The organism is Chitinophaga sp. sic0106, assembly GCF_019219075.1.
Taxonomy (GTDB): domain Bacteria; phylum Bacteroidota; class Bacteroidia; order Chitinophagales; family Chitinophagaceae; genus Chitinophaga.
This window is the reverse complement of the sequence record NZ_JAHUWJ010000027.1, coordinates 1-23,212: the sequence shown is the minus strand read 5'-3', so window position 1 is coordinate 23,212 and position 23,212 is coordinate 1. Positions and strand designations below refer to the sequence as shown.

Annotated in this window: 21 protein-coding genes; 13 read left to right on the top strand and 8 right to left on the bottom strand. The window is 45.2% G+C overall.

Annotation, left to right across the window (positions count from 1 at the left end):
• Positions 1-197 precede the first annotated feature (197 nt).
• The 5 genes from KW844_RS26825 to KW844_RS26805 form a co-directional block, all read right to left on the bottom strand.
• Positions 198-1,559: a glycosyl hydrolase family 18 protein gene (locus KW844_RS26825; RefSeq protein WP_218379853.1), complete on the bottom strand. Its 1,362-nt coding sequence runs from the start codon at positions 1,557-1,559 to the stop codon at positions 198-200.
• Positions 1,560-1,607: 48 nt separating this feature from the next.
• Positions 1,608-3,224 carry a SusD/RagB family nutrient-binding outer membrane lipoprotein gene (locus tag KW844_RS26820; RefSeq protein ID WP_218379852.1) on the bottom strand — a complete coding sequence of 539 codons (1,617 nt, stop codon included), beginning with the start codon at positions 3,222-3,224 and terminating at the stop codon, positions 1,608-1,610.
• A 35-nt stretch (positions 3,225-3,259) separates the two neighbouring features.
• Entirely contained in the window at positions 3,260-6,604 is a 3,345-nt protein-coding gene (locus KW844_RS26815; protein ID WP_218379851.1) for a SusC/RagA family TonB-linked outer membrane protein, read from the bottom strand.
• 278 nt (positions 6,605-6,882) lie between these two features.
• Entirely contained in the window at positions 6,883-8,049 is a 1,167-nt protein-coding gene (locus KW844_RS26810; RefSeq protein ID WP_218379850.1) for a FecR family protein, read from the bottom strand.
• A 99-nt stretch (positions 8,050-8,148) separates the two neighbouring features.
• Positions 8,149-8,697, bottom strand: a complete 549-nt coding sequence (locus KW844_RS26805) for an RNA polymerase sigma factor (RefSeq protein WP_218379849.1) — start codon at positions 8,695-8,697, stop codon at positions 8,149-8,151.
• A gap of 306 nt (positions 8,698-9,003) precedes the next feature.
• Between KW844_RS26805 and KW844_RS26800 the strand changes: the two genes are divergently transcribed.
• Complete coding sequence (locus KW844_RS26800; protein ID WP_218379848.1) at positions 9,004-9,951, top strand: SDR family NAD(P)-dependent oxidoreductase; 948 nt, start codon at positions 9,004-9,006, stop codon at positions 9,949-9,951.
• An 89-nt stretch (positions 9,952-10,040) separates the two neighbouring features.
• Here the strand turns inward: KW844_RS26800 and gap are convergent, their stop codons facing one another.
• The gene (gene gap / locus KW844_RS26795) at positions 10,041-11,054 is read right to left on the bottom strand and encodes a type I glyceraldehyde-3-phosphate dehydrogenase (RefSeq protein ID WP_218379907.1); all 1,014 of its coding nucleotides are present in this window, start codon (positions 11,052-11,054) and stop codon (positions 10,041-10,043) included.
• Between the two features lie 116 nt (positions 11,055-11,170).
• Between gap and KW844_RS26790 the strand changes: the two genes are divergently transcribed.
• From KW844_RS26790 to KW844_RS26780, 3 genes are all read left to right on the top strand, one after another.
• Positions 11,171-12,877 carry a hypothetical protein gene (locus KW844_RS26790; RefSeq protein WP_218379847.1) on the top strand — a complete coding sequence of 569 codons (1,707 nt, stop codon included), beginning with the start codon at positions 11,171-11,173 and terminating at the stop codon, positions 12,875-12,877.
• Positions 12,878-13,044: 167 nt separating this feature from the next.
• Positions 13,045-13,548, top strand: coding sequence for a hypothetical protein (locus KW844_RS26785; protein WP_218379846.1), 504 nt, complete (start codon positions 13,045-13,047; stop codon positions 13,546-13,548).
• Between the two features lie 209 nt (positions 13,549-13,757).
• Complete coding sequence (locus KW844_RS26780) at positions 13,758-15,185, top strand: M57 family metalloprotease (RefSeq protein ID WP_218379845.1); 1,428 nt, start codon at positions 13,758-13,760, stop codon at positions 15,183-15,185.
• Positions 15,186-15,250: 65 nt separating this feature from the next.
• Here KW844_RS26780 and KW844_RS26775 read toward each other — a convergent pair whose 3' ends face one another.
• A complete protein-coding gene (locus KW844_RS26775) occupies positions 15,251-16,273 on the bottom strand; it encodes an LLM class flavin-dependent oxidoreductase (RefSeq protein ID WP_218379844.1) in 1,023 nt (340 codons plus the stop codon).
• A gap of 40 nt (positions 16,274-16,313) precedes the next feature.
• Positions 16,314-16,865, bottom strand: coding sequence for a dihydrofolate reductase family protein (locus KW844_RS26770; RefSeq protein ID WP_218379843.1), 552 nt, complete (start codon positions 16,863-16,865; stop codon positions 16,314-16,316).
• A gap of 223 nt (positions 16,866-17,088) precedes the next feature.
• On the opposite strand from KW844_RS26770, the gene KW844_RS26765 reads away from it, so the two are divergent.
• The 9 genes from KW844_RS26765 (at position 17,089) to KW844_RS26725 (ending at position 23,041) form a co-directional block, all read left to right on the top strand.
• The gene (locus KW844_RS26765; RefSeq protein ID WP_218379842.1) at positions 17,089-17,487 is read left to right on the top strand and encodes a hypothetical protein; all 399 of its coding nucleotides are present in this window, start codon (positions 17,089-17,091) and stop codon (positions 17,485-17,487) included.
• Positions 17,488-17,497: 10 nt separating this feature from the next.
• The gene (locus KW844_RS26760) at positions 17,498-17,794 is read left to right on the top strand and encodes a hypothetical protein (protein ID WP_218379841.1); all 297 of its coding nucleotides are present in this window, start codon (positions 17,498-17,500) and stop codon (positions 17,792-17,794) included.
• A gap of 145 nt (positions 17,795-17,939) precedes the next feature.
• Positions 17,940-18,761, top strand: coding sequence for an AraC family transcriptional regulator (locus KW844_RS26755; RefSeq protein WP_218379840.1), 822 nt, complete (start codon positions 17,940-17,942; stop codon positions 18,759-18,761).
• 73 nt (positions 18,762-18,834) lie between these two features.
• The gene (locus KW844_RS26750) at positions 18,835-19,602 is read left to right on the top strand and encodes an MBL fold metallo-hydrolase (protein ID WP_218379839.1); all 768 of its coding nucleotides are present in this window, start codon (positions 18,835-18,837) and stop codon (positions 19,600-19,602) included.
• 218 nt (positions 19,603-19,820) lie between these two features.
• Positions 19,821-20,129 carry an RNA-binding protein gene (locus KW844_RS26745; protein ID WP_218379838.1) on the top strand — a complete coding sequence of 103 codons (309 nt, stop codon included), beginning with the start codon at positions 19,821-19,823 and terminating at the stop codon, positions 20,127-20,129.
• Between the two features lie 107 nt (positions 20,130-20,236).
• Positions 20,237-21,016 carry an AraC family transcriptional regulator gene (locus tag KW844_RS26740; RefSeq protein ID WP_218379837.1) on the top strand — a complete coding sequence of 260 codons (780 nt, stop codon included), beginning with the start codon at positions 20,237-20,239 and terminating at the stop codon, positions 21,014-21,016.
• A gap of 27 nt (positions 21,017-21,043) precedes the next feature.
• Positions 21,044-21,799 (top strand): hypothetical protein, encoded by a 756-nt coding sequence (locus tag KW844_RS26735; protein ID WP_218379836.1) that lies wholly within the window; start codon positions 21,044-21,046, stop codon positions 21,797-21,799.
• Positions 21,800-21,806: 7 nt separating this feature from the next.
• The gene (locus KW844_RS26730) at positions 21,807-22,601 is read left to right on the top strand and encodes an NAD(P)H-binding protein (RefSeq protein ID WP_218379835.1); all 795 of its coding nucleotides are present in this window, start codon (positions 21,807-21,809) and stop codon (positions 22,599-22,601) included.
• On the top strand, positions 22,598-23,041 hold the full coding sequence (locus KW844_RS26725; protein ID WP_218379834.1) for a DUF1772 domain-containing protein: 444 nt from the start codon (positions 22,598-22,600) through the stop codon (positions 23,039-23,041). Before KW844_RS26730 ends, KW844_RS26725 begins: the two co-directional genes overlap by 4 nt.
• The last annotated feature ends 171 nt before the right edge of the window (positions 23,042-23,212 follow it).

Here is a 23,212-nt window from a genome sequence, read left to right as displayed (position 1 = left end):
ATAGGCGGAGCCGCCCCAATACATGACAAAGCTGGGAAAAGCCTGCTCATGCCAACATACAACTGCATTGAAACATAGATAGTTTTTCATTTCACTACTCCTTACTGAACATATTAAAAAAGCGGGAAAAAATCCTTCCGGATCTTTCCCGCTCTCTGCAGGCAGGATCAGCCAAAGCCGCTCCTGTATTAATTTTCCTAGATCTTCAACAGCTCCCACTCCGACATCTGCATAATTGTACCACTTACTACTGCGCTTACATTCAGGCGATAGTAGGCATAGGAAGTGGTATTGGTAATAGTGTAGGTTTTTTTGAGGAAACGGGTAGCAAAGGTTTGATTCGTTTGCGTATCCAGGGTGGTCCAGCTGGTACCATTGTTAGAACCCTGCAAGGTCCAGTTCTTAGGATCACGATTAGGTACATCGTTAGCCGAAGTAATGGTATAACTTTTCACCACTGCCGCCGTAGTAGCATGGAACTGTACCCATCCGGAACCATTGGTGGTAAGGTATTTGGTGCTGGTGCTGTTATCTGTCAGCTTACCAATTTCCTCGCCGGACGGTGAGTTGTTATACTGTGCAGTGGTGGTACCACCCAGGTCCGTTACATCGTTCGGATTACCAGGTGTAGTAGTGGTAGTTACCGCATCCAGTACGGCATCGGTGTACGCTTTGTTTACGTTACCGGCAAACACCATCACACCGGCTTTATCCGGCGACGGGTGCCATTGTGCATGTGATACAGCGCTGCTCTGACTGTTGTAGTCGTACGACATCCCATCCATTACTTTAGCATTGCCCAGTGTGGCCGCCCAGTAATTGAAACGGGAGGTATTGTCGTTGAAGTAGCCCATGTCCATCACAAAGTTCAGGTACTTCGCTAAGGCAGTATCCCTGAAAGACGGGCCAGGTGCGCCACCGGAGTAAAAAGCACCGGTATAGATCTTAGTGGTAGGGCTGGAAGAAAGCGGACCAAAGTACTTACCCAATTCCTTGATCAGGTTCCGGTAATTGGTGTTGTCGGTAGCGCCATGCTCCACATCCAGAGAGATACCATCTAATCCTACGGTGTTTACACAGGTGTTGATAAAGGAGGCAAACTGTGTGTAATTGTATCCCGTTCCATTGTAGGTGGTAAACGGTGTAGCGGTGCTCCAGGAGGCAGCATCATCCACATTCATTAATACAATCTTGCCTTGTGAACGGAGTGTCTGGATGTCTTCCAGCACTTTCTTTTTGTTTTTGTAAATGCTGTTGATCATCCAGCCTGAATTGTAATTCACAGTGTCGGCCAGCTCCCATAAGGTACCTTCAAATACCACGATGATGTTGGCTTTGTCGGTAAAATTGGTAAGCGACATGTAACCCTGCCCCTGGGGGGTGGCGTCAAAAGCGTAATAGGCTACTTTGTTCTGGCCCGCTGCCGGCAGCGTTACCAGTTCGGTACGTACAGCAGGGCCATTGGGCTCCGCGAGAGGGGCTACCTCTTTTTTGGTACATGAGGTCAGCAGTACCAATAATAGCATTGGTACCACAGCTACAAGATGCTGTTTTCTCATAACGAGGGGTGTTTATGTGGTGAATAAATCGAGGGTGATAAAAGTTCCCTAATTAATATCCCACCATAACCTGGTTCCTCCGTTGTCTGGTCCAGTCATAGTTTTTACCGCTCTGTCGTATCCAGGTTTGTTGGCAGCCTGATATTTACTGGAGATAGGCAATCTGTTGATAAATCCAGGTATCAGTCCACCGCTGCTATTCACCACTACGGGGAATAACTTTGGATACCCTGTACGTCTGAATTCACTCCAGGCTTCCTGGCCATCAGGATAAATGGCAATCCACTTTTGTGTAATGATTCTTTCGAGCTTTTGGGCAGGCGAAGCGCCGTCGTCCCATTTGATGGTGATCTGGCTCAGGTTAGGATCTTTGGCAAGCACATCGTTCTTGCCGGCCACCATAGCCTTAGGGTCCGCATAAGGGGCCGCCGTGGCGGTGTTGTTAGCGGCATAGTCGGCGGAAGAGCCGGCGCCCCATTCTTCAAATGATATGGCGATACCTTTATTGTAGTTTTCCGCTGCATCCCCGGCATTCGCCCAGTTATTAAGCGCTGCTTCTGCCATCAGAAAATAAGTTTCTGCGGCAGATGCCAGCTTCATTTTACCGGCTTTGGCATCAAAATAATCACCGGAAGCGGCTTTGGCCAGTGGTATGGAGTAACCGGAGTATCTCGACTTATCATCAATCGCCACACCATTGCGGATACCGATGTATTGGCCGGCTACCGCACCGTCGGCAGCAGGAGCTACCATATGGGTTAAGCGCGGATCACTATATCCGATTAACAAACAAGATAAAGGTGCACCGCTGCGGATATCATCCCAGCCAATGATTTCACTCACCGGATGCCGCATACCCAGGTCCACCAGGGCGTTGGCAGCGTTGGTGGTAATGAGTCCGCCACTGGCTGCTGCCAGCGCTTTCTCACCCTGCGTTTTTGCCAATGGCCCATCAATGTTAACAATCCTGATGGCAAGTCGTAAGCGTAACGTGTTCACCAGTTTCAGCCAGTTACCGGCATTACCCGCATAAATGATATCGGCCCTGGTGAATGCCGACAGCACTTTCTTCTCCCCGGAAGCAAAAGGCTTTAACAGCGTTGCCGCCTGATCCAGGTCTGCAAAAAACGCCGTATAGGCGTCCTTTTGGGAATCGTAATCAACAGACAAATCAGCGTTTGCCTGCCCGAAGTGGGTATAGATGATAGGCCCGAAAATATCCGATACCCGGTGCATCGCCAGCACCTTAATCGTTTTAGCGATACCGTCAGTAAAAGAAAAATCTACCCCGGCATAAGTTTCACTCAAATCTTTGTAATCACTCAGCGAGCGCATTACATCGTTATACGCCGCATCCAGGATGGAGTTATTCCACCCATCCATCATGAAGTAAGTGCTGTTATTATTATTACCATTGAATGGTGTTGGCGTCATCATGTAACCACTGTAAATATCCGCATTCAGGTTTTGTTGTATCTGGTAGTTACCGGAATGCTGTATCGCCTTCTGTGCATTCTTCAGCGGCAGGATGATCTGCTGGAAATCCGCCTTGAACACATCTTCTGTAACACCGGCAGGATTGGTATTCAGCTCCTCAAACTTTTTTGTACAGGACGTAAGCACCAGGGCTGCCAGTATGCAACTTTTATAGAAAGTAATTTTCATGTTGTTCATTTTTAAGGAAAAACAAGTGATCCGGATTACAAGGTGGCTTTAATGCTGAAACCAATACTGCGGTAGGTAGGCAAACCAAATACGTCTACACCCACACCACCGGGGTTTACAGCCGCTACCTGCTCAGGATCAAACGGCGCCTTGTTGTAAAGGAAGAAAAGGTTATTACCGATCACGCTGAACTTTAGTTGTTTCACCATTTTATCCAGCTTCAGCGTATAGCCAACGGAAAACTCGCGCAGGCGAATAGCGCTGGCATCATACATATAAGCCTCTGCTATCGGACCTTTACCACCAATTGTTTTGTAGTAATCTTTCGCATCAACTTCCGCATTAATTACCTTTCCGGTAGGATCTACCGCATTCGCAATTACCACTTTGCCGCCATTATCTCGGGCTTCACCGGTTCTTTTGCTCACACCCATCTGGTCCATCAGCGCCTCAGTGATACTCAGTACCCTGCCGCCAAATTTGCCATCGATCAGGAAGCCGATCGCGAAGTCATGAATGCTAACGCTGTTGCTCCAACCTACAATGGATTTAGGGTTAGGATTGCCCAGGTACACGTTATCTACTGATAAAGGCAGATTGTCCGCTCCTACCATAATACGTCCCTGATCATCTCTCTTGAAACCACGACCATAAATATCACCGAAGGAACCACCCTGTACCAGGAAGCCGGAGCCACCGTTCAGCGAATATTTCTGATCCGCAGACGGATTGGCCACAATAGAAGAGTTGAAGAGTTCTATTACCTTGTTCTGGTTGTAGGAATAGTTCAGCGTGGTGGTCCAACTGATCACCGGTGTTTTAATCACACCATAGGATAAAGCTACTTCTACCCCGGTATTCTGAATATTACCACCGTTTACATCCGCACTGGTACCGGCACCAATGCCTGGTGCTACGGCAATGTTCTGGAAAAACTGGTTGGTGATATTGGATTTATACCCGGTAACATCGAGTGTGAGCCTGTTTTTGAGTATGCTCCACTGGGTACCTATTTCAAGGGATTTATTCTTTTCAGGTTGCAGGTAGTAACCGGCCACGTGAATGGGATTACTAACCGGTGGCGTGGAAATACCCGCATTGAAGGTATACAGCGGTCTGGTTCTGAACGGATCAATATCATTACCCACTACGGCATAGGATACACGAACTTTCGCGTAATCAATGGATTGCGGCAGGTTAAAGATCCTGCTGAGTACCGCACTCACACCAGCTGAATAATAATTGAATCCTTTGCCGGAAGTAGGCGTATATGCCAGGGTCGACGACCAGTCGTTCCGGTCAGTGAAATTCAGGAATAATTTATCCTGGTATCCCAGTTCCACCGCACCAAAAACGGACTGTATCTGGCGTCGGATAGAGGAATTGGTATTAACCGCCCTTGAAACATTGGTCCAGTCGATGGCTGATTCAAGGAACACATTCGGAACAGTAAGCGCACCGCGTACGTTGGTAGTAGCTCCTTTCTGATCCTGGATGGAAGTTCCCAGGGTAACGTTCAGTCCCAGGTCTTTATTTATATTTTTATTCGCCTGTAATACGAAGTCGCCATACAGGGTCTGATTATTTGTTTTGTTGACATTAATCAAACCGTTCTCAGGAGCCAGCGTAGTTTGGGTGGTAGCGTAGGTATTGCGCTGATAAGCGTTCTGATAACTATTATAGTTACCACGCATCTGTACATTCAGCCAGTCGTTTACCGCGTAGCGGAGCGACAACGCCGTGTATACGTTCCTGTTCTCGTTGTCCGTAGGGTTACGATTCAGAATCCAGTAAGGATTTTGTTGGTAGTCCTGGCCGGAGTAACCTTTATCAGGATTGATATTCCACCAGTTCTGTGCCATCAGGTAGCGGGAAGTGGAGAAGTATTCAAAGTTTTTATACTGCTCAAAATCGAGACCTCTCGGGAAGGCGTATAAACCGGTGAGCGGGTTGAAGTACACACCCGGGTTGATACGGTTATGGGTATTCTGGATAGAGCCCATAAAGGTACCGTCTACGGTGAGTTTATCATTCAGGAATTTCCCTGATTCGCGGAAGGTGAGCGAGTTTTGTTTGAGTGTGTTGGTGGGTACAATCCCTTTATTGTCGGTATTGGAGTACGAGAGATAGTTGGACGTTTTGTCGTTACCCCATGTCAATCCAACGCTGTTAATCCAGGTAAGGCCGGTATTGAAGAATTTGTTGATGTAGTCGGAGCCAGGCTGTGTGGCGCCTTTCGCGCCCCAGCTATCCTCGCTGCCAGCAGTAGTGGCAGTAGCAGCAGTAGTTTGACCGTAGTTGTACTGTTGCTCGGGAAAGTTGTAAGCCTTGTCAAAAGTGAGATTACTGGCAATATCCACTTTGGATATCCCTGCTTTCGCTCTTTTGGTGGTGATGAGGATAACGCCGTTACTACCCTGGCTGCCATACAGTGAAGACGCCGATGGTCCCTTGAGGATGTTGATGCTCTCAATATCTTCCGGGTTGATGGTGGAGAGAATATCGCCACCGTCGGCAGTGGAATTATACCATTCTGCGCTGGCGCCGCCGGTAGGGTTCAGCAAAGGCAAACCATCTATTACATATAGTGGCTGGGAGTTGCGGGTAGATTTATCCCCTCTGATCACGATACGCACGGAGCCGCCGGCACCGCCGGAGGTGCGGTTGATCTGCACGCCGGACACCTTGCCGCTCAGGCTGTTGAGCACGTTAGTGCTTTTTACGGTCGACAGTTCCTGCGTACCGAGTTGTTGGGTGGCATAGGTTAGGTTAGACATTTTGCGGCCCAGGCCCAGTGCTGTTACCACGAGTACTTCACCGATCTGGCGGGAGTCGCGGTTGAGGCTCAGGCTCAGGTTTTTATCTGTGGCGGACACGGCTACTGTTTTAGATTCGTAGCCGATAAAACTGATTTCCAGGAATCCGTTACGCTCTTTCAGGGAAATGGAAAAGCGGCCGTTTTCATCGGTGGTGGTACCGGTATTGGTACCTTTCAGTTTAATACTGGCGCCGATGAGTGGGGAGCCTTTATCATCCGCAATGCGGCCCGTTACCTGGCGGGTGGAGTCCTGCCGCAGATCGAAATTATCTCTTTGTTTGATGATGAGTGTTTTCTCCACCAGTGAGTAACTGAAGGGGATACCGGAGAAACACTTTTGTAGTACATCATCGATGGAGCTGTTGGTGACGCTGAAAGTGACCGAACCGGACTTAGTCAGCAGCGATTCATCACAAACCAGGTAGTAACCGGTTTGTTTCCTGATTTCGTTAAATACTTTCTTTAGCGATGCATTCTCGACTTTCAGGGATACGCGTTGTGAATAGCCGGTAGCACTGACATGCAGACAGATAGCCAACATCAAAAAAGCAGTGCACTTCATTAAAAGCAATATTTTATACCTGCAGTGGCGGGCACGGGGCAGCCAGCTGCAAATGTTCATTTTTTGCATACCTTTAGGTGGTTGAGTTAATTAATCAGTTGTAAACGCGATTGTTAATACTTGACATGGACCAGCAATGTGAGCGCATTGTTGGTCTTCTTTTTTTTGGAAATACGTGATGAACGATCTACATGAGCAGTCATTTTTTGGTGAATCAATAACGTGAATTACATCTGGCCGTGTTGCGTGATTTGGTTGTGTTTATTACGATTTTGGTTTTAGTTTACAGGCATAATAACAAGTGTCTTTCCTTCCAGGCGGCTGTTTACGCCCATTCCTTTCAATACGTTCATTGCTCCCGACAATGGTCCGTTTCGGCTGATCATTCCCATAAAGCGGGCTTCCGGCAAGGCACCTTCATAAATAATTTCCAGGTCATACCATCGGCCCAGCTGGCGGATAATGCTTTTCAGATCGGCGTGCTCGAAGCTGAAGTAGCCATTTTTCCAGGCCAGGGCTTCTTCTTCGTTGCCGGCTACGGTGGTCATGGTGGCTTGCTTGCGGTTGAATCGTCCTTCTTCTCCGGGTTTCAGGACTAGCGGCTGATTATTACTCCAAAGCTTTACAGCGCCCTGCAGCAGTGTGGTTCGGATGTCTTCTTCATCGGCATAAGCCATGACGTTGAATCGCGTTCCCAGGACCTGTATATTTATTTCGTTGACAGTTACATTAAATGGTTGATGTTCATTGGCGGCTATCTCAAAATACCCCTCCCCTTTCAGGTCCACGCTTCTTTGCTTTGCCTTGAAGCTGGTAGGAAAATGCAGGGAAGAACAAGAGTTTAGCCATACCCGTGAGCCATCCGGCAATACCACCTGAAACTGGCCACCAGGCGGTGTGGTGATGGTATTATATTCCACCGGTGCCTCATTGTTGCCTGACACCTCGTATACAATCTGCCCCGTGCCGTTTTTTTGCACCGTGATACCTGCCTGGCTAAGGATAACTCCCTGCCTGCCTGAATCCAGTACTACTTTCTGTCCGTTTGCCAGGGTAAGGATGGCTTTATCACCTCCGGGGCCAACGTCTGTAGGCTTATTGGCTGCCACCAGCTGTTTGGCTGGGGACGGCTTCAGGGTGATGTACAGGCCAACGCCGGTAATTAAAATAGCTGCCACCGCTGCGGCTGCCCAAATTCTCCTGCTGGAAACAGGGACTGTTGTGGCATTATGTTCCTGAATCCTGCTGAAAATAGCTTCTCCCACCGGATCAGTTTTATCCGGAGTGGCTGGTAGCTGTTCCCAGTCGTGGTCAATGTGCGATTCGAGGTAGTCCCGATATTGATCGGAAGCCAGCATTGCTTCCAGGTGCTTCTTTTCCCCGGCACTGATCGTGCCGGCTAAATACTTATCCAGTAGCTGTTTAAATACTTGCTGTTGTTCCATAAACTTTCAAAATATCGGCCTTCTATATAGTAAGACGCAATTATTACCAGGTAGGGTACACCTGTTTTAAAATATTTTTTTCGGGAGATACTAACGCCATTATTTATTAGTGTCGAGGTACTGTCGGATGGATACCAGAGCACGCACAATATGCTTTTTCACAGTTTCCCGTACAATTCCGGTCCGGGAGGCGATCTGATCATAGGTCAGCCCTTCTTCCCTGCTGAGTTTAAACACCTGGCGGCGTTGTGGTGGCAGTTGTTCTATAGCGTTATTGATCAGGGTGGTTGACTCGCGGGATACGGTGAGTTTATGGGGTGTATGACTTTCATCTGCTCGCAGTTCCCAACCAGCCTCTATTGCAACAGTTGGTAACTCCTGTTTACGCATATACGAAATAACTTCATTGCGGGCCACTACCCGCAGCCAGGCATCAAAACTGCTGATACCTGCGAGGGCATTACGCTTGAGCCATAGCTTTATAAAAACATTCTGCACGAGGTCTTCCGCCTCATGCGATTGTTTTAAGTAAGTCAGTGCGATTTTATATACTTTTTTCCAATACCTGCTGTAAAGTTCCTCGTAGGCACTCTCATTTCCTTGGGCTAACAATTCGCATAAATCTGCTTCAGATAACAAATTGTTCATTGCGCTGGCATTTGGATAAAGGGAATTCTAATAAAGCTAATTAAAATGATGAAATAAAAAAACTGTATCCCACAGATTTGTAGGAATTTGAGCGGACACATGACAAGAATGTACCGGGAGCAGAAGGACCTGCGGCATCACAAAAATATATCCGTGCATGTTAGTACTGGTCATTTACATCTCCCTAAAAAAATTTATATAGGGAGATATGAAACCTGCAAAAAAATATAGTGATAGTACAGCAAAATTTGCAACTTTGCAGCGGCAAATTTCTGACAACTCCACTTCCTAAAAACGAGCCATCTTATGAACCCATATCAACAACCCATTCCTTCCCGGTTTAATGCGCAGAGCACTGCCAGTGAAGTAGCTGCCGGTCACCAGCTGCAAGGAAAAAATGTGATCGTAACAGGCGGAAGCGCCGGCATTGGTTTCGAAATTGTACAAACATTCTCACGGGCAGGGGCCAACGTAATTGTAGGAGCCCGGGATGCCGCCAGAGCCCATGAAAAGTTAGCCGACTTACCAAACACCACTTTTATCCCGCTGGATCTCGCCGATCCGGCGTCTGTGGATGCTTTTGCCGGTCAATACCTGGCAACGCACCAGCAGCTGCATTTCCTGTTTAATAATGCGGGGGTATTTTTTCCGCCTGAACTGAAAAAAGATAAGCGGGGTTATGAATTGCAATTTGGTGCCAACCACCTGGGGCATTTTCAGCTTGCCGGGCTACTATGGCCTGCGCTCCAACATGCCGGTGGTGCCAGGGTGATTGCGCATTCTTCCGTTGGCCATCGCCGCATGGGATTACGGTTGGATGATCCCAACTTTGAGCAACATCCGTATGACCCCATGAAAGCTTATGCCCAGTCAAAAACTGCCAATGCACTGTTTGCCGTGCACCTGAATAAACTGGGGCTGTCACATCAGGTACAGGCCTATTCCGTGCATCCCGGGGCTATCCTCACTGATGTGGTGCTGCATATGTCGCCCGAAGAACTGGAGTCCTGGAAAAAGCGCGTAAAAAACTTTAAGACGACGGAGCAGGGTGCCAGCACAGCTGTGTGGTGTGCCCTCAGCGAGGAGCTGAATGGCATTGGTGGCGTGTATTGCGAGGATTGTAATATAGCACCGGTGGTAGCCAACGATGAAAGTATAGTATATGGTGTGCGAACCTATGCCGGGGATGAGGACAGCGCGGCGGAATTATGGCAGTTCAGTGAGCATGCCACCGGGGTAAGGTGGGGGTACTAATTTAAATCCTTATGCCACTTTGAAAGAAAAAAGATCCGCGCCAGGCGGATCTTTCCATCAAAATAACACCGGAGGTGCCATTCAATTAACTATTTATGTTGCTTCAGCGCAGCAATGCGCTCTACCAAATCTGCCAGTCGGTTCGAGTAGCCGTACTCGTTATCATACCATCCTACCACTTTCACCAGGTCGCCTACTATAGATGTCAGCAAGGCATCAAAAGTGCAGGAATACGGATTATCCACGATATCGATGGATACGATGGGGTGTTCGGTATATTTCAGAATATTTTTCATCGGGCCTTCCGCCGCGGCTTTGAATTTTTCATTGATTTCTGCTACACTGGCCGGCTGCTGCTTTAGGATGCAGGTAAAGTCGGTAAGGGAGCCATTGAGCACCGGCACACGAATACCTGCCCCTCCCATCCTGCCTTCCAGGTGTGGGAAGATGGAGGTGATTGCTTTGGCGGCTCCGGTGGAGGTAGGGATAATGGAGGCGGCGGCGGCACGTGCCCTGCGAAGGTCGCGGTGTGGGGCATCATGCAGGTTCTGGTCACCGGTCATGGAGTGCACCGTGGTAATGTAGCCGTCTACGATACCCCAGTTATCATCCAGCACCTTCACCATGGGCGCCACGTTATTGGTGGTGCAGGAGGCGTTGGACAGCACCGGTGCGGTCAGATCAATGAGGTGGTCGTTAACACCCAGCACTACGGTAGGGATATCCTTATCCGAGGAAGGTGCGGACACAATCACCTGTTTGGCGCCTGCCTGCAGGTGGAGTTCTGCGGCGGCACGGTTGGTGAATTTACCGGTGGATTCTATGACCAGGTCTACTTCCAGGGCTGCCCATGGCAGCTGCAGTGGATCTCGTTCCGACAGCAGGCGGATCGGCTTTCCATCGATCAGGAGGGTGTCCCCGGTGATGTTCACATCTCCCTTAAACGGCCCATGTACGGAGTCATACATATAAAGATGCGCCATGGTAGCGGCATCTGCCAGATCATTAATGGCAACCACTTCTATACCCGGCCTTTCCAGGGCCATTCGTAAGAATATCCTGCCTATACGTCCAAAACCGTTGATAGCTATCCTCATGTTGATATTGTTGTAAAATGCAAAATTATCTGAAAAGGAGACGCTAGCAAAATCATTATTACTTACGGTGGACATCATTAAACATCAGAAAATTAATATCTTAGGCCACAAATTGGGACCATATGAGCAAGGAATTCCTTTCAGTTAACAACTATAAAAAATCTATTTCTAAAGCCATACTTGGCAAAGCTGCCAAATGTACTGTCCGTGAATGCGATGAAATTGAAAAGAATCAATTCCAGGCATATGTAGATGCAGGTAAGGAAACTTTTGATGTAATCCTAACCCTAAATCCAGACCTGGAAGTCAGCCATCACCAGTGCGATTGCGGGCAGAAAAGTAACTTCTGTGAACACAAGACAGCAGTTCTCAATTTCCTTGCAAACAATACAAAAAATAAGAAAACAAGTGCAAAAACTACCAAAGCAGATCCCCTGGAGTTGTTATTGGCTGAAGTGGATACTGCTGCATTGAAAGCCTGGGTAAAGACCCTATTGAACAAAAATAAGGAGCTTGAGCTTTCATTTATGCATCAGTTTTCCACCGCGCAGAAACCCTCTACGCCTGAAGCAATCGCTCAGGCCACCTTGCAGGTAATAAAAGCGGTTATTGGAAAAAGGTCCAAAGCTGAAACAGCTGAAACAAAAAAAATAGTAGAGTTATGGACAGAAATTCACGAGGAAATTGTTCGTGCTTATTATAAGGATGCAGCAAATGAAGATAAGTTTCAGTTATTTATCGCTGTTCTTAATGCCATCGGACATGCATCTAAACACTTACATACGAACAGTGGGAGAATTCCCAAATATAAACTTACTTTAATATCAGGACTGGCTGATCCGGTTTCGCAATTGGAGTCTGAAACCGAATGGGATAAAATTATCCAATTGATTATTGATCAAATTTCCATATTCCGTTTGATCCAGGTGGAGTTCCTGACACTGCTCTCAGAAATTCTCGGAAAAAGTAGCCAACCCAGGAGAGAGAAAGTAATTGCTTTGTTGGCGGCGCATTATACTAAGTTTAAAAAAGCTGATAACTATGAAACTGATATGTATACGAAAATATTTTTCAATATAATCATAGCCAGCGATACCTTCGAAAAATATTTTACACTTTTCCATCCAATACAATGGCAAATTGCCTATAATGAAGCGCTTATTGAAGAATTAATGGCTATTGGCCAATACAATATCGCAGAAAAATTTAGCTTAGAGCAGATTGCGTCAAATGTAAAAAAGGAATACAACCTCCCGTATCTTAATTTCTTAAAAGAGATTTACACCCAACAACAAAGAAATACTGAACTTGCAAAAGTTCTGGCCGAATTACTTCCTGATAGCTATGATATAAATGATTACCTGTTTGTTATGAAATATACCCAGAACCCCGCTGTTCAAAAATACTGGAGAACCAAAGCTATAACCAGCGCCAAACATGCCTCCAAATACCACCGGAATGCGCATTCTTTTTTATTTCAGTTGTTTGATGCTGAACAGAATTACAAGAAAATGATCATCCTAATAGAAGATCATACAACTTATGAATTGATAGTCAGGTATGCAGAGAAGATGATCCTGACCAATAAATATGATTTTGTTAGTGCGCTATTTCGGAGAAATGACGCGTACGATTATGATGACAATATGAGGAAAATACAATTATCTCAACTAGATATCTCCAGGCTCCACGAATTAAATGACCTGATAAAGCGTTATTATACAGAGTATGAAATCAGGGAAATCGCAAAGAAGGTCCGTTCATATACTTATTCAAATAGGACTAATTTCCTCCTTGATTATATAAGAAAAGGAGAAACAGCAGGTTAGGGAAATCTGGTGATGTCACCTGTTTCCTGCTACCATCATTTAATTCCAACAACAGAGCGTGGCACACACGATAAACAGGCACAGGCCATTTTTTTGTTAATCAAATTTAAATTTCCGGTACCTCCTGTGATATTGGTGCTTATTCCTGGTAAAAATTATACCGTAGGATGAAAAAGCTCATAATAGCATTTGCTACCTGCCTGGTAATCAATCAGGCGCAGGCGCAACAGGGAATTAAGGAAGTTACCGTTAGTACGGGCCGCTTTGACATGGACAACTCCTCCCGCAGTAAAATTTCGTTGTTATCCATGGGCTGGGAAACATGGGGAGAGAATAAGTTCAACCCCATAGCCAGGGCAACGGACATCGATAACTGGGACCTTAACGGCATGAAAAAGAATGTCATGAAGGTGGAGTGCACCGCTAAGGATTGCCTGGACAGTATGCAGCTTAACATGCTATATACCCAGTTCAATTTTACGGAGCCTATGAAACAGGGTGGAAAATTTGATGTGGACCTTAAAATAGTATATGAGGATTCCACTGGTGTTACCAAAACATTGAAGCGCTCCATGGAGGTGCATATTCCTAAGAACTCCCTGACAGCGATGTTGAGCTGGGTATGGGAAGATCCTCAGCAGGAGAAAGGAAGGAAAAAGAAAAACGACTAACAGCACAGGATAACATCTCCCAAAAAAATAAAAAAAGCTCCGGATGAACTCCGGGGCTTTGGGTGTTTAATTACATACAGGATAAGTTGCATATCTACAACGTAAGATGTATTTATCTTATAAATAAAGGATTCAGAACGAATATTTTTGCATCCTTAATGATTCCATGGGTAAAGATGGTATTTTCGCCGCTTCAAAATTCATATACTATGATAAAAATCCCTGTCCCGATAAAAGTGTTATCGGCAGCGTTATTGCCCTTGATGATTTATTCCTGCTCCACCACAGAAGAGAGCGGCATGCAACCTCAACCAGAACCTAAGCCTGTATATGAAATTCCAAAGTCCCATCAGGATACGGTAGCATTTATTTATTCCAGAGCCTTGGGCCTGGACTCTACTGCTGTTAAACCGATGGATGCCAACAATGTCCTGATAGATGGCGATATGGTGCTGGCTAAGTCCACGCTGACGCAGATGCTCTCTACCTTACCCATCGTAGAAGCGAAGGACTCTACGAAGTCGGTGAAAAGTCCGTATGTGGTTAATAACTATCGCGTTTTTAAAATCGGGATCAACCCTGGCCAGATGGCAACCGGTGTGGAAAGTGCCTTGTACAGTGCTATTGGTTACTGGAACGGTATCCTGATTCAGTATGGGGCTGAGTTTAACTTCATGGCTTTTTCCGATCCGGGACCGAGTGATATCATGTTTTACACTTCAGGCTACCCAACAGTCGATGAGCCTTTCCTGGTGACCCTGCCAGGTACAGCCGGACTACCGGGTGGTGCTATTACATTAAATACCAGCTACCTGGATACACACAATATTACCAGGGATCAACTGGTAAGCGGTATGGTACATGCCTTAGGTCACATTCTTGGTTTACAGCACAGCGACAGAAAGAAAAACGCTTATTATGATGCTGGTAACATCGGTGATTCTGCTTCCGTAATGCACTCTCATTTCCCTAAGGGCCCGCATACAAAAATGTTCTCCAAGGGCGATACTGCCATGGTGAAACGTCTGTTCCCGGCGCCTAACTGGCCGGTACAGTCGGCCGGTAATATTACCGATCTGGCGGGTATTGAAATAACTGCCGGGAATGCGACTCTCTACTACACAAAAACCGGTAAGGTGATCAGAGGATCATGGGATAATGCAGTAGGTCCTACTACTACTTTTACAGGCCGTACCGATATTGCCAATACTGACATCATAGAAATTTCCATGACTACTGCGAACAGGTTCTATGCTTATTTCAGCAATGGTTACTATATGAATGGGGAGATGTACAAGCTGGGCAACAACCCTGTTGACGCTTATAATCAAGCCTATCCGGCTCCTGGCCAATCTATGGCTACCTTTATTGGTACTACCGTTAAGCGTTCAAATAATGACCACTGCTACTGGTACACTGATGGAACTTATTCTGTTGGCCGCAGCAATAATTGGGCAACCTATTCATCCGGAGGTAAATATACCGTGCCGGCAGGCAAGAAATTTACTGATATCAAAGCGATTGCTACGGACGATGAAGGAAGGTATTATTTCTGGTATAAAGACAATACTGTTTCAAGAAGTGCAACCCTGGATCACAGCAACCCTGAAGGGCCTGTGGCTGTAAAGGTTAACTAATTTATTTTGGTGAGATGTAAAAGTCCCGGTAGTCATATATTACCGGGACTTTTTTATTAAACGATTTATCGCCAGCCCAGTCCCGGGGCTACGTGTTCAAGTATGGCGGACAATACATGTACGTTATAATCCACTCCCAATGTATTAGGGATGGTTAACAACAGTGTATCTGCTTCCTGTATTGCTTCGTCCTCCGCCAGCTCTTTGATGAGCAGGTCTGGCTCCGCGGCGTAACTTCTTCCGAAAATGGCGCGTTTGCCTTGTTCAATCATGCCGAGTTTATCTACGCGGTTACTTTCCTGTCCGAAATAATAACGATCCTGGTCGCTTACCATCGCAAAAATAGACCGGCTAACGGACACTCTTGGTTCACGGGTATGACCTGCTTTTTTCCAGGCTTCTTTGTATAACCTGATTTGCTCGGCTTGCTGGATATGAAAGGGTTTTCCGCTTTCATCGTATTTGAGGGTGGAGCTTTGCAGGTACATGCCATTTTCGGCGGCCCACACAGCGGTAGCATTGGAGGCGGCACCCCACCAGATGCGTTCCCTCAATCCTTCTGAATAGGGTTCCAGTCGCAGCAGTCCCGGTGGATTTGGAAACATGGGATTGGGATTAGGTGCTGCAAACCCCACCCCGTCTAATTTGGCTAAGAATTCCAAAGCCTTGCGGCGGCCCATCTCCGCATCCGATTCTCCTTCTTCTGGTTCGTAGCCGAAATATCGCCAGCCGTCGATTACCTGCTCCGGTGATCCTCTGCTGATACCCAGTTGTAATCGCCCTTCCGAAATCAAGTCCGCAGCGCCGGCGTCTTCCACCATGTACAGTGGATTTTCGTACCGCATATCAATCACACCTGTTCCAATCTCTATCTTGCTGGTTTTAGCGCCGATGGCTGCCAGCAAAGGAAAGGGAGATCCTAATTGCGCTGCAAAATGATGCACCCGGAAATAGGCGCCATCAATACCAATTTCTTCAGCAGCTACAGCCAGGTCAATAGATTGAAGCAGGGTATCGCTGGCAGAACGGGTACTATAGGCCGGATGGTTAGCCCAATGTCCAAACGATAAAAATCCTATTTTCTTCATAGCTTATCTTTCGTACTGAAAGGTAACGCTTTATTGTCTATCATTGTTTTACGTAGTGCAAGGCCATACATCCGGATGCCAGCGTTGTGGCATCAGCCAGCGTGAGTGACAGCTGTTCCGGCAAATTGGCGCCGTCCAGCAGCTTCCTCCCCTGCCCTCCGAGCACAGGATGTACTACGAAATAAAACTCATCTACCAGTCCTAGTTTAATCAATTCACCGGGGAGCGTCACTCCACCGATAGAAATATCCTTACCGGGTGCCTGTTTCAGCGCCATGATCTGTTCAGTGAGGTTATCGTGCAATACCCTGGGGTTACCTTCAAAATCAGTTCTGGTGCGCGAACAAACAATTTTTTCGATGCCGTTGAAAATTTGTGCAAATCTATCAATAGCCTTATCTCCAGTTGGCGCCTTGGCCACATCCGGCCAATACGGCACCATTAAATCGTATGTTTTACGACCGTAAATGGCGAGGTCGGTTTTAGCGAGGAGGTCCGTGAAATATTCGTGGATTTCAGCGCTGCCGGGAAGCTGTGTATGTTCGCAGTAACCATCGATGGTGAGATTGATGCCGTAGATGAGGTGACGCATGGCTGTGTGGTTTATGATTTAAAGTTAAGAGACAATAATTATATTTTCAATTATGTGAATTTTCTAAACTCAGTTTATTAATTGCAGCATAACTTTAAAGTATAAAAACAACCATTAATCAAAAGTCCATTAAAGTTTAATAATGTTTACATTCAACCATAGAGGATACTTAGTCCCCAATACGAATATCATATCCACTTTGAGTGATTTTAAAACACAATTTGTGGATTCAATCCATAGTTCGAGAAGGCAAGAACTTTACAATAATTATATTAATTATTCAGATGACTTAAAACATGTTCTGGAAGGACAACCACTTTTGCAGTGGATTGACGGGTCTTATGTAACCCAAAAAGCAGAACCAAATGATATTGATCTGGTTACCTTTATTGATGTCGAACTCATTGAAAAGGCTGGTAGCAAATTGAACCAATTTAAATATCCACAATCTTTAGAAAGGTATGGGGTTGATGCTTATCTAGTTGTGAGATATAATCGAGAAAACAGAAAATATCCACTTTTTATCGGAGATCAAATGTACTGGAAGGACCTATTTGAAAAAACCAGCAGAAGCCGTACTGGACAAAAGCACCCCAAAGGTTTTTTGGAAATAATTTATTAAATTTGATTCAATGAAAAAGGCAGAACTAAATAGTTTAATGGATATTCTTGATGGCATCAAGAAGATTGATTCCATGATCCTATTACATGAGAGTCTGGATGATTCTACTTTTATGATTAGCCAATATCAATCAAAAAAATCAAAACTTATTGACCAGTTTATTGACGAGTTATTATCGTCACATATCCAAACGGAACAAAGGGTTTCTTTGATTCAGCAAGTCATAGTCAAATATTATCCGGCACTTAGTAAGGGGGAAACTCATTATGATGACGAAGAGATTGAGCAATTATCAAGGGCTATTTAATTCAGGGTATCAGGCTGCATTAACAATGCACACTACATATAATTTATTTCCATTATACTTTACTAATTAAAGGCAAAATAATCCAAACTGCATTTACATCTCCCTATAAAAATTAGTTTATATTCAACCATGTAAACTACCTGATATGGAAATAATTTCAGTAGCACCGCACCACACTCTTTCACAGGTTGTTAAAAGCTTCTGGTATGCCAATATTCAGGATGCTGGTCGAAACAAGTCTTTTAAGATTCTGGCAGACGGGGCAATGGGGATTGTATTCCAACATAGCAACGGCTCCTCGTCTTTGACTGATGCAAATGGAAACCTATTTCCCATTTCCTTTGCTTATGGGCAGAAACAAGACAGCCCCTGCATTAACACGTTCCATGGCAATTCTTTCGTTTTTGGTGTAAATCTCCAGCCGACAGCTTTTAAAAAGTTGTTTCATATAAATGCATCCACGATTACCAATGCAATAATTGAAACCGATACAATCTTTTCAAAGGAGTTCACCGATCGCCTCCTTTACACAACTTCACCGCAACAGGTTATCCAACTATTTAGTGCGCAACTTCAACAAAAACTACGTGATGCCAAACATGATAGGATAATTGATCTGAGTGTAAAAATGATATTTGATGATAAGAAGGGAATGAATCCGTACGAGGTTTCATCGAACTTAAATATTTCCCGACGTCAATTTCAGCGAAAATTCAAAGAACATATGGGGGTATGCCCGGAGACTTACCTGCGCATCATTAGATTTCAAAAATCTTTGCATTTATTAAAAACCAAGTCATTTAACAAGCTGGGCGACGTTGGTTATCATTTTAACTATGCAGACCAGTCGCACTTTATCAGAGAATTCAAGTTATTCGCAGGATGTACGCCAAAGGAGTTTACATCCGCAATGAAATTGCAGCCTTATGAAAGCACCCCCTTTGACACCGTTCGTATATTATCTTAAATTGTCGCCAGGGTTCTATTTTATGTAAGCGCTCCTCGATTACTTAGCAACAAGAATTATAAAATTAGTTGCTATGGTAAAAATACATCACCTTAATTGCCTGGACCTTCAATCTCCGATAGGCGGGAGCGCCATAGGGCATTGTTTATTACTGGAGACTGAACATAAATTGGTGCTTATAGACACGGGCATCGGTCTGTTGGACACACTGCAGCCGGCAATCAGAATCGGGCAAGATTATATTGATCGCATTGGTTACCGTTTTAATGAAGCCTTAACCGCCTTCCGGCAACTTGAGCAGCTGGGTCTGCCAACTGACTCCGTTACCGATTGTATTATCTCCCACCTCGACAACGACCATATCGGAGGACTGGCTGATTTCCCGGATGCCGCAGTGCATATCAGTACAGAAGAATATGAAAATTTCAAAGCTGGCAATCCCCGTTATTTACAAACGCCACTAGCACATCATCCAAACATTATCACCTATGGTCCCTCATCAGAAAAATGGTATGGGTTTGAGGCAAGAAAAATTAACATTGATATAGCCTGGGATATTTTTCTTGTTCCTTTGTTTGGTCATACTAACGGACATTGCGGTGTGGCAATACACGCCGACGATCATTGGATTTTTTACGTAGGAGATGCATATTATCTGAGGGCGGAACTAAATGACCCTCATCATCCGATACATCAAATGACAAAAATGAACGCGGATAATGATGAGCTACGGGTGAATAATCTGAATAAAATTCGGGAGCTGGTTCAAAGAGAGCCGGGGATAGTAGTGTATGGGTATCATGATGAGGAGGAGTACGGGGGTGAAAATCATTTTGCATAGTGGGATTTACATCTCCCTAAAAACCCAAAAAGCCTCCCGATAAATATTGGGAGGCTTTTAATTTTTTGCCAATCCCTATAAATTTATCCTGTAATACTCAATTTATTGCTCTAACTTTAACAAGGTTGACTTTGGCTTATCCTTAGGTAGTTTGAGCGCTATTTTCTTCCTAAAATCCTGAATTTCAAAATAGTCTATATTAAATTAAAATTATATTTGTGAATATTTTTGTAGGTAACATAAGTGACAGAACAACTGAAGTAGAGATTTGGTCGTTATTTGACCCATTTGGCGTTGTATATAGTATTAATGTGGCTTATGATAAGTACAGTGGCCGTTCTAAAGGTTTTGCATTCGTTGAAATGCCAGACGACTCGAATGCGGTACTGGCAATTAAGGAATTGAATAATTCGGAAGTGGATGGCCAGAAAATAGTGGTGTATGAGGCTCGTCCAAAACCTGAAAGACCAGAAAATAATCGTTTCTCCAGACCCGGCCCACGCCCTGGATTTAGACCCAGATACTAATAGTTGGACGTTATTACACGTCGATTATCTTTATCTGTTAAGAGAGTAGAAGAGCAAAGCCGCAAAATACAGTAGGTAGTTTGTGGCTTTTTCCTAACTTCATTCGAATGGATTTTTCTCCACCCATACAAATTCCTCCTCCGCTGCAACCCTACATTTCCCGTGTCTGGTACGCAGAAGGAGCTGCTGAAAATGCCTTCCCCATCTTTGCTGATGGCCGAACCGGCCTCATTTTCCAACAGTCCGGAATGATATTGGGCAACACTCAAAAGGTTCTTTCCCAGTCTTTTGTATTTGGTCAAACCCTTGACCCCATCATTTTACACACGAATCCTAATTGCCGGGTCCTCGGCCTTATTTTCCATCCACATGTACTTCCTTCCATCTTTCGGCTACATGCCAAAGAACTGACAGATGAATGTGTGGATATATCCCTTCTCCCTGCCGTTCCGCGGGTCAGCCTGAATGAACAGCTGTGGAATACGGTATCACCTCAGCGACAATTTGAAATCCTCTTTTCCTACCTGGAGAAGATGATAACTCCTGTAGACCCTGGTATGGAGTACGCTACTAACCTGATTCTGACCGCCAAAGGCAAAACCTCATTAAAAGACCTGCATTACCACCTCAACCTCACTGAGCGCACTTTTGAACGAAGGTTTGAGCAATACGTCGGCATATCCGCCCGCTTATTCTCCAATATTGCCCAGTTCCAGTCCGCCATCAGCATGCTTGACAGAGGACAATTCTCAAAACTATCCGACATCGCCTATGCAAATGGCTATGCCGACCAATCCCATTTTATCCGCTGGTTTAAGAAATTTACCGGTGTTACCCCACTCGAACATTGTCGGAATCATTCTATTTTAAAAACTGATATCGTCTGACTTTTGTGTTGTTAATAGCACAAACAGATGACACATTTCCTAATTTTAACAGGACTTCTCTTTCCAAAACTATCTGATTTCAAACAGGCAGTACCCTACAACGTGGCTACGCCCTTATTTTCGGATTATACCGACAAAGAAAGAATGATCAGTATCCCATCAGGAAAAAAAGTAATCATTACTGACAATGGATTACCGCAGTTCCCTGAAGGTACCGTACTGTTCAAAACCTTCTCCCAACAAGGAATTAAAATAGAAACGAGGGTATTATTAAAAACACCCACAGGCTGGGAACCAGGAATCTATATCTGGAATACCACACAACAAAACGCTTACCTGAGCAATGGAGGAGAAAAAAAGGTAAATGGATATATACTTCCAACGATCAGACAATGCCATTCCTGCCATGGCAAAGACATACAGCCTATCGGCTTCAAAGCCCGGAACATATACCAACAGATCCCTGCTCTTGTACAAGCCGGTATCCTGGAAACACCAGATCTATCAAAGATATCGCCGCTTCCTAACTGGCAGGATACTACGCTTACGATAGAAAGTCGCGCCCGCGCCTATCTGGATGTGAACTGTGCACATTGTCACAACCCTACCGGAATGTGCAATAAGTCTGACCTGCGCCTTGCATATGACGCATACTTAGACCCAACCTACAAGAAACTCATTTTGAAATTCATGCAAAACGGCAAAATGCCTTTACTGGGTACACACATGATCCACAAAGAAGGCGTTGCCCTCATCGCAAATTATATCGCCAAGTTAAAATAATATTACCATGAAAAACATTCTCGTATTAGGCGCCAACGGAAAAACAGGTCGCCGTGTAGCCGCCCGCTTACAAGCTTTTAATGTCCGCTTAGGCTCCCGTAATGCCCCTATTCCATTTGATTGGGAAGACAACAATACATGGGCCCCTGCGTTACAGGATATGGATGCTGTCTACATTTCCTTTCAACCCGACCTCGCAGTACCAGGTGCAGATCATACCATTGCCGCATTTTCAAAAACGGCATTTGCAGCAGGCGTACAAAAACTGGTTTTATTATCCGGCAGGGGTGAACCGGAAGCAGAACGCTGCGAACAGGCAGTCATACAATCAGGAATCGACTGGACAATTGTCAGAGCCAGCTGGTTTATGCAGAATTTCACGGAAAGTTATATGGCAGCACCTATAGAGGCCGGATTTGTAGCCTTACCAGTAGGTGAAGTGGGAGAACCATTCATCGATGCGGATGATATTGCAGATGTAGCTGTAGCCGCACTTATAGATAATAAGCATTCTCAACAAATCTATGAAGTAACCGGCCCTGCACTATTAACATTCAGAGAAGCAGTAGCTGAAATTGCAAAAGTTACGGGCAGGCAAATACACTATGAAGGCATCTCTATGGATGAATACACCACACAATTAGCCCTTCACGGCGTACCAGCAGACATCACAAATCTTTTAACCTATCTATTCACAGAAGTATTGGACGGTCGCAATGCCACTGTCGCCAATGGCGTAGAACGCGCACTGGGACGTAAACCCACAGACTTTTTCACCTTCCTTAAAAAATCAATGCCATGAAAATAATCACCATTATCCTGCTTGGATTAATTACAGGAATTTTCTATTGCTGGTCTGTATCTGTAACAAGAGGATTGGCATTGCTCCCGGACAAAGCGTATATCCTGGCTTTTCAGAAACTGAATCAGGCCATACAGAACCCGCTATTCTTTATCTGCTTCTTTGGGCCATTAATTTTATTGCCAGTGTGCGTATGGCGCAATTTCAGCATCTGGTTGTTACTGGCTACGCTAAGTTACTATATCGGCGTAATGGGTGTAACAATAGTGGGCAATATCCCGCTGAACAATATGCTGGAAGCATTCTCCGTGCAGGGGGCCGGTACAGAAGAGCTGCGGCAGATGCGTGCTCAGTTTGAAGGGAGATGGAACACGCTGAATCACATCAGAACATTATGCAGCCTGGGATCATTTGTACTGACACTGATAGCGATGCGTTAGTTCCAAACCCGGGACCTGTTACAGTCAAAATCATTACATCTCCCTAAATCGAGTAGGAAGTGAGGGATTATTTCCCTCACTGTCCTCTCACACCACCGTACATGCGGTTCCGCATACGGCGGTTTGTTAGAATAAGTTCATTTGGTGGGTTGTTTTCCAATAGTAGTAGTT

Bases quoted from the DNA above. Each gene is read 5' to 3' on its own strand.
- KW844_RS26785 (WP_218379846.1), top strand. From the start codon at position 13,045: ATGAAAAAGCTCATAATAGCATTTGCTACCTGCCTGGTAATCAATCAG.
- KW844_RS26820 (WP_218379852.1), bottom strand. From the start codon at position 3,224: ATGAAAATTACTTTCTATAAAAGTTGCATACTGGCAGCCCTGGTGCTT.
- KW844_RS26750 (WP_218379839.1), top strand. From the start codon at position 18,835: ATGGTAAAAATACATCACCTTAATTGCCTGGACCTTCAATCTCCGATA.
- KW844_RS26730 (WP_218379835.1), top strand. From the start codon at position 21,807: ATGAAAAACATTCTCGTATTAGGCGCCAACGGAAAAACAGGTCGCCGT.
- KW844_RS26740 (WP_218379837.1), top strand. From the start codon at position 20,237: ATGGATTTTTCTCCACCCATACAAATTCCTCCTCCGCTGCAACCCTAC.
- KW844_RS26755 (WP_218379840.1), top strand. From the start codon at position 17,940: ATGGAAATAATTTCAGTAGCACCGCACCACACTCTTTCACAGGTTGTT.
- KW844_RS26805 (WP_218379849.1), bottom strand. From the start codon at position 8,697: ATGAACAATTTGTTATCTGAAGCAGATTTATGCGAATTGTTAGCCCAA.
- KW844_RS26775 (WP_218379844.1), bottom strand. From the start codon at position 16,273: ATGAAGAAAATAGGATTTTTATCGTTTGGACATTGGGCTAACCATCCG.
- KW844_RS26810 (WP_218379850.1), bottom strand. From the start codon at position 8,049: ATGGAACAACAGCAAGTATTTAAACAGCTACTGGATAAGTATTTAGCC.
- KW844_RS26725 (WP_218379834.1), top strand. From the start codon at position 22,598: ATGAAAATAATCACCATTATCCTGCTTGGATTAATTACAGGAATTTTC.
- KW844_RS26790 (WP_218379847.1), top strand. From the start codon at position 11,171: ATGAGCAAGGAATTCCTTTCAGTTAACAACTATAAAAAATCTATTTCT.
- KW844_RS26780 (WP_218379845.1), top strand. From the start codon at position 13,758: ATGATAAAAATCCCTGTCCCGATAAAAGTGTTATCGGCAGCGTTATTG.
- KW844_RS26800 (WP_218379848.1), top strand. From the start codon at position 9,004: ATGAACCCATATCAACAACCCATTCCTTCCCGGTTTAATGCGCAGAGC.
- KW844_RS26825 (WP_218379853.1), bottom strand. From the start codon at position 1,559: ATGAGAAAACAGCATCTTGTAGCTGTGGTACCAATGCTATTATTGGTA.
- KW844_RS26735 (WP_218379836.1), top strand. From the start codon at position 21,044: ATGACACATTTCCTAATTTTAACAGGACTTCTCTTTCCAAAACTATCT.
- KW844_RS26770 (WP_218379843.1), bottom strand. From the start codon at position 16,865: ATGCGTCACCTCATCTACGGCATCAATCTCACCATCGATGGTTACTGC.
- KW844_RS26760 (WP_218379841.1), top strand. From the start codon at position 17,498: ATGAAAAAGGCAGAACTAAATAGTTTAATGGATATTCTTGATGGCATC.
- KW844_RS26815 (WP_218379851.1), bottom strand. From the start codon at position 6,604: ATGAAGTGCACTGCTTTTTTGATGTTGGCTATCTGTCTGCATGTCAGT.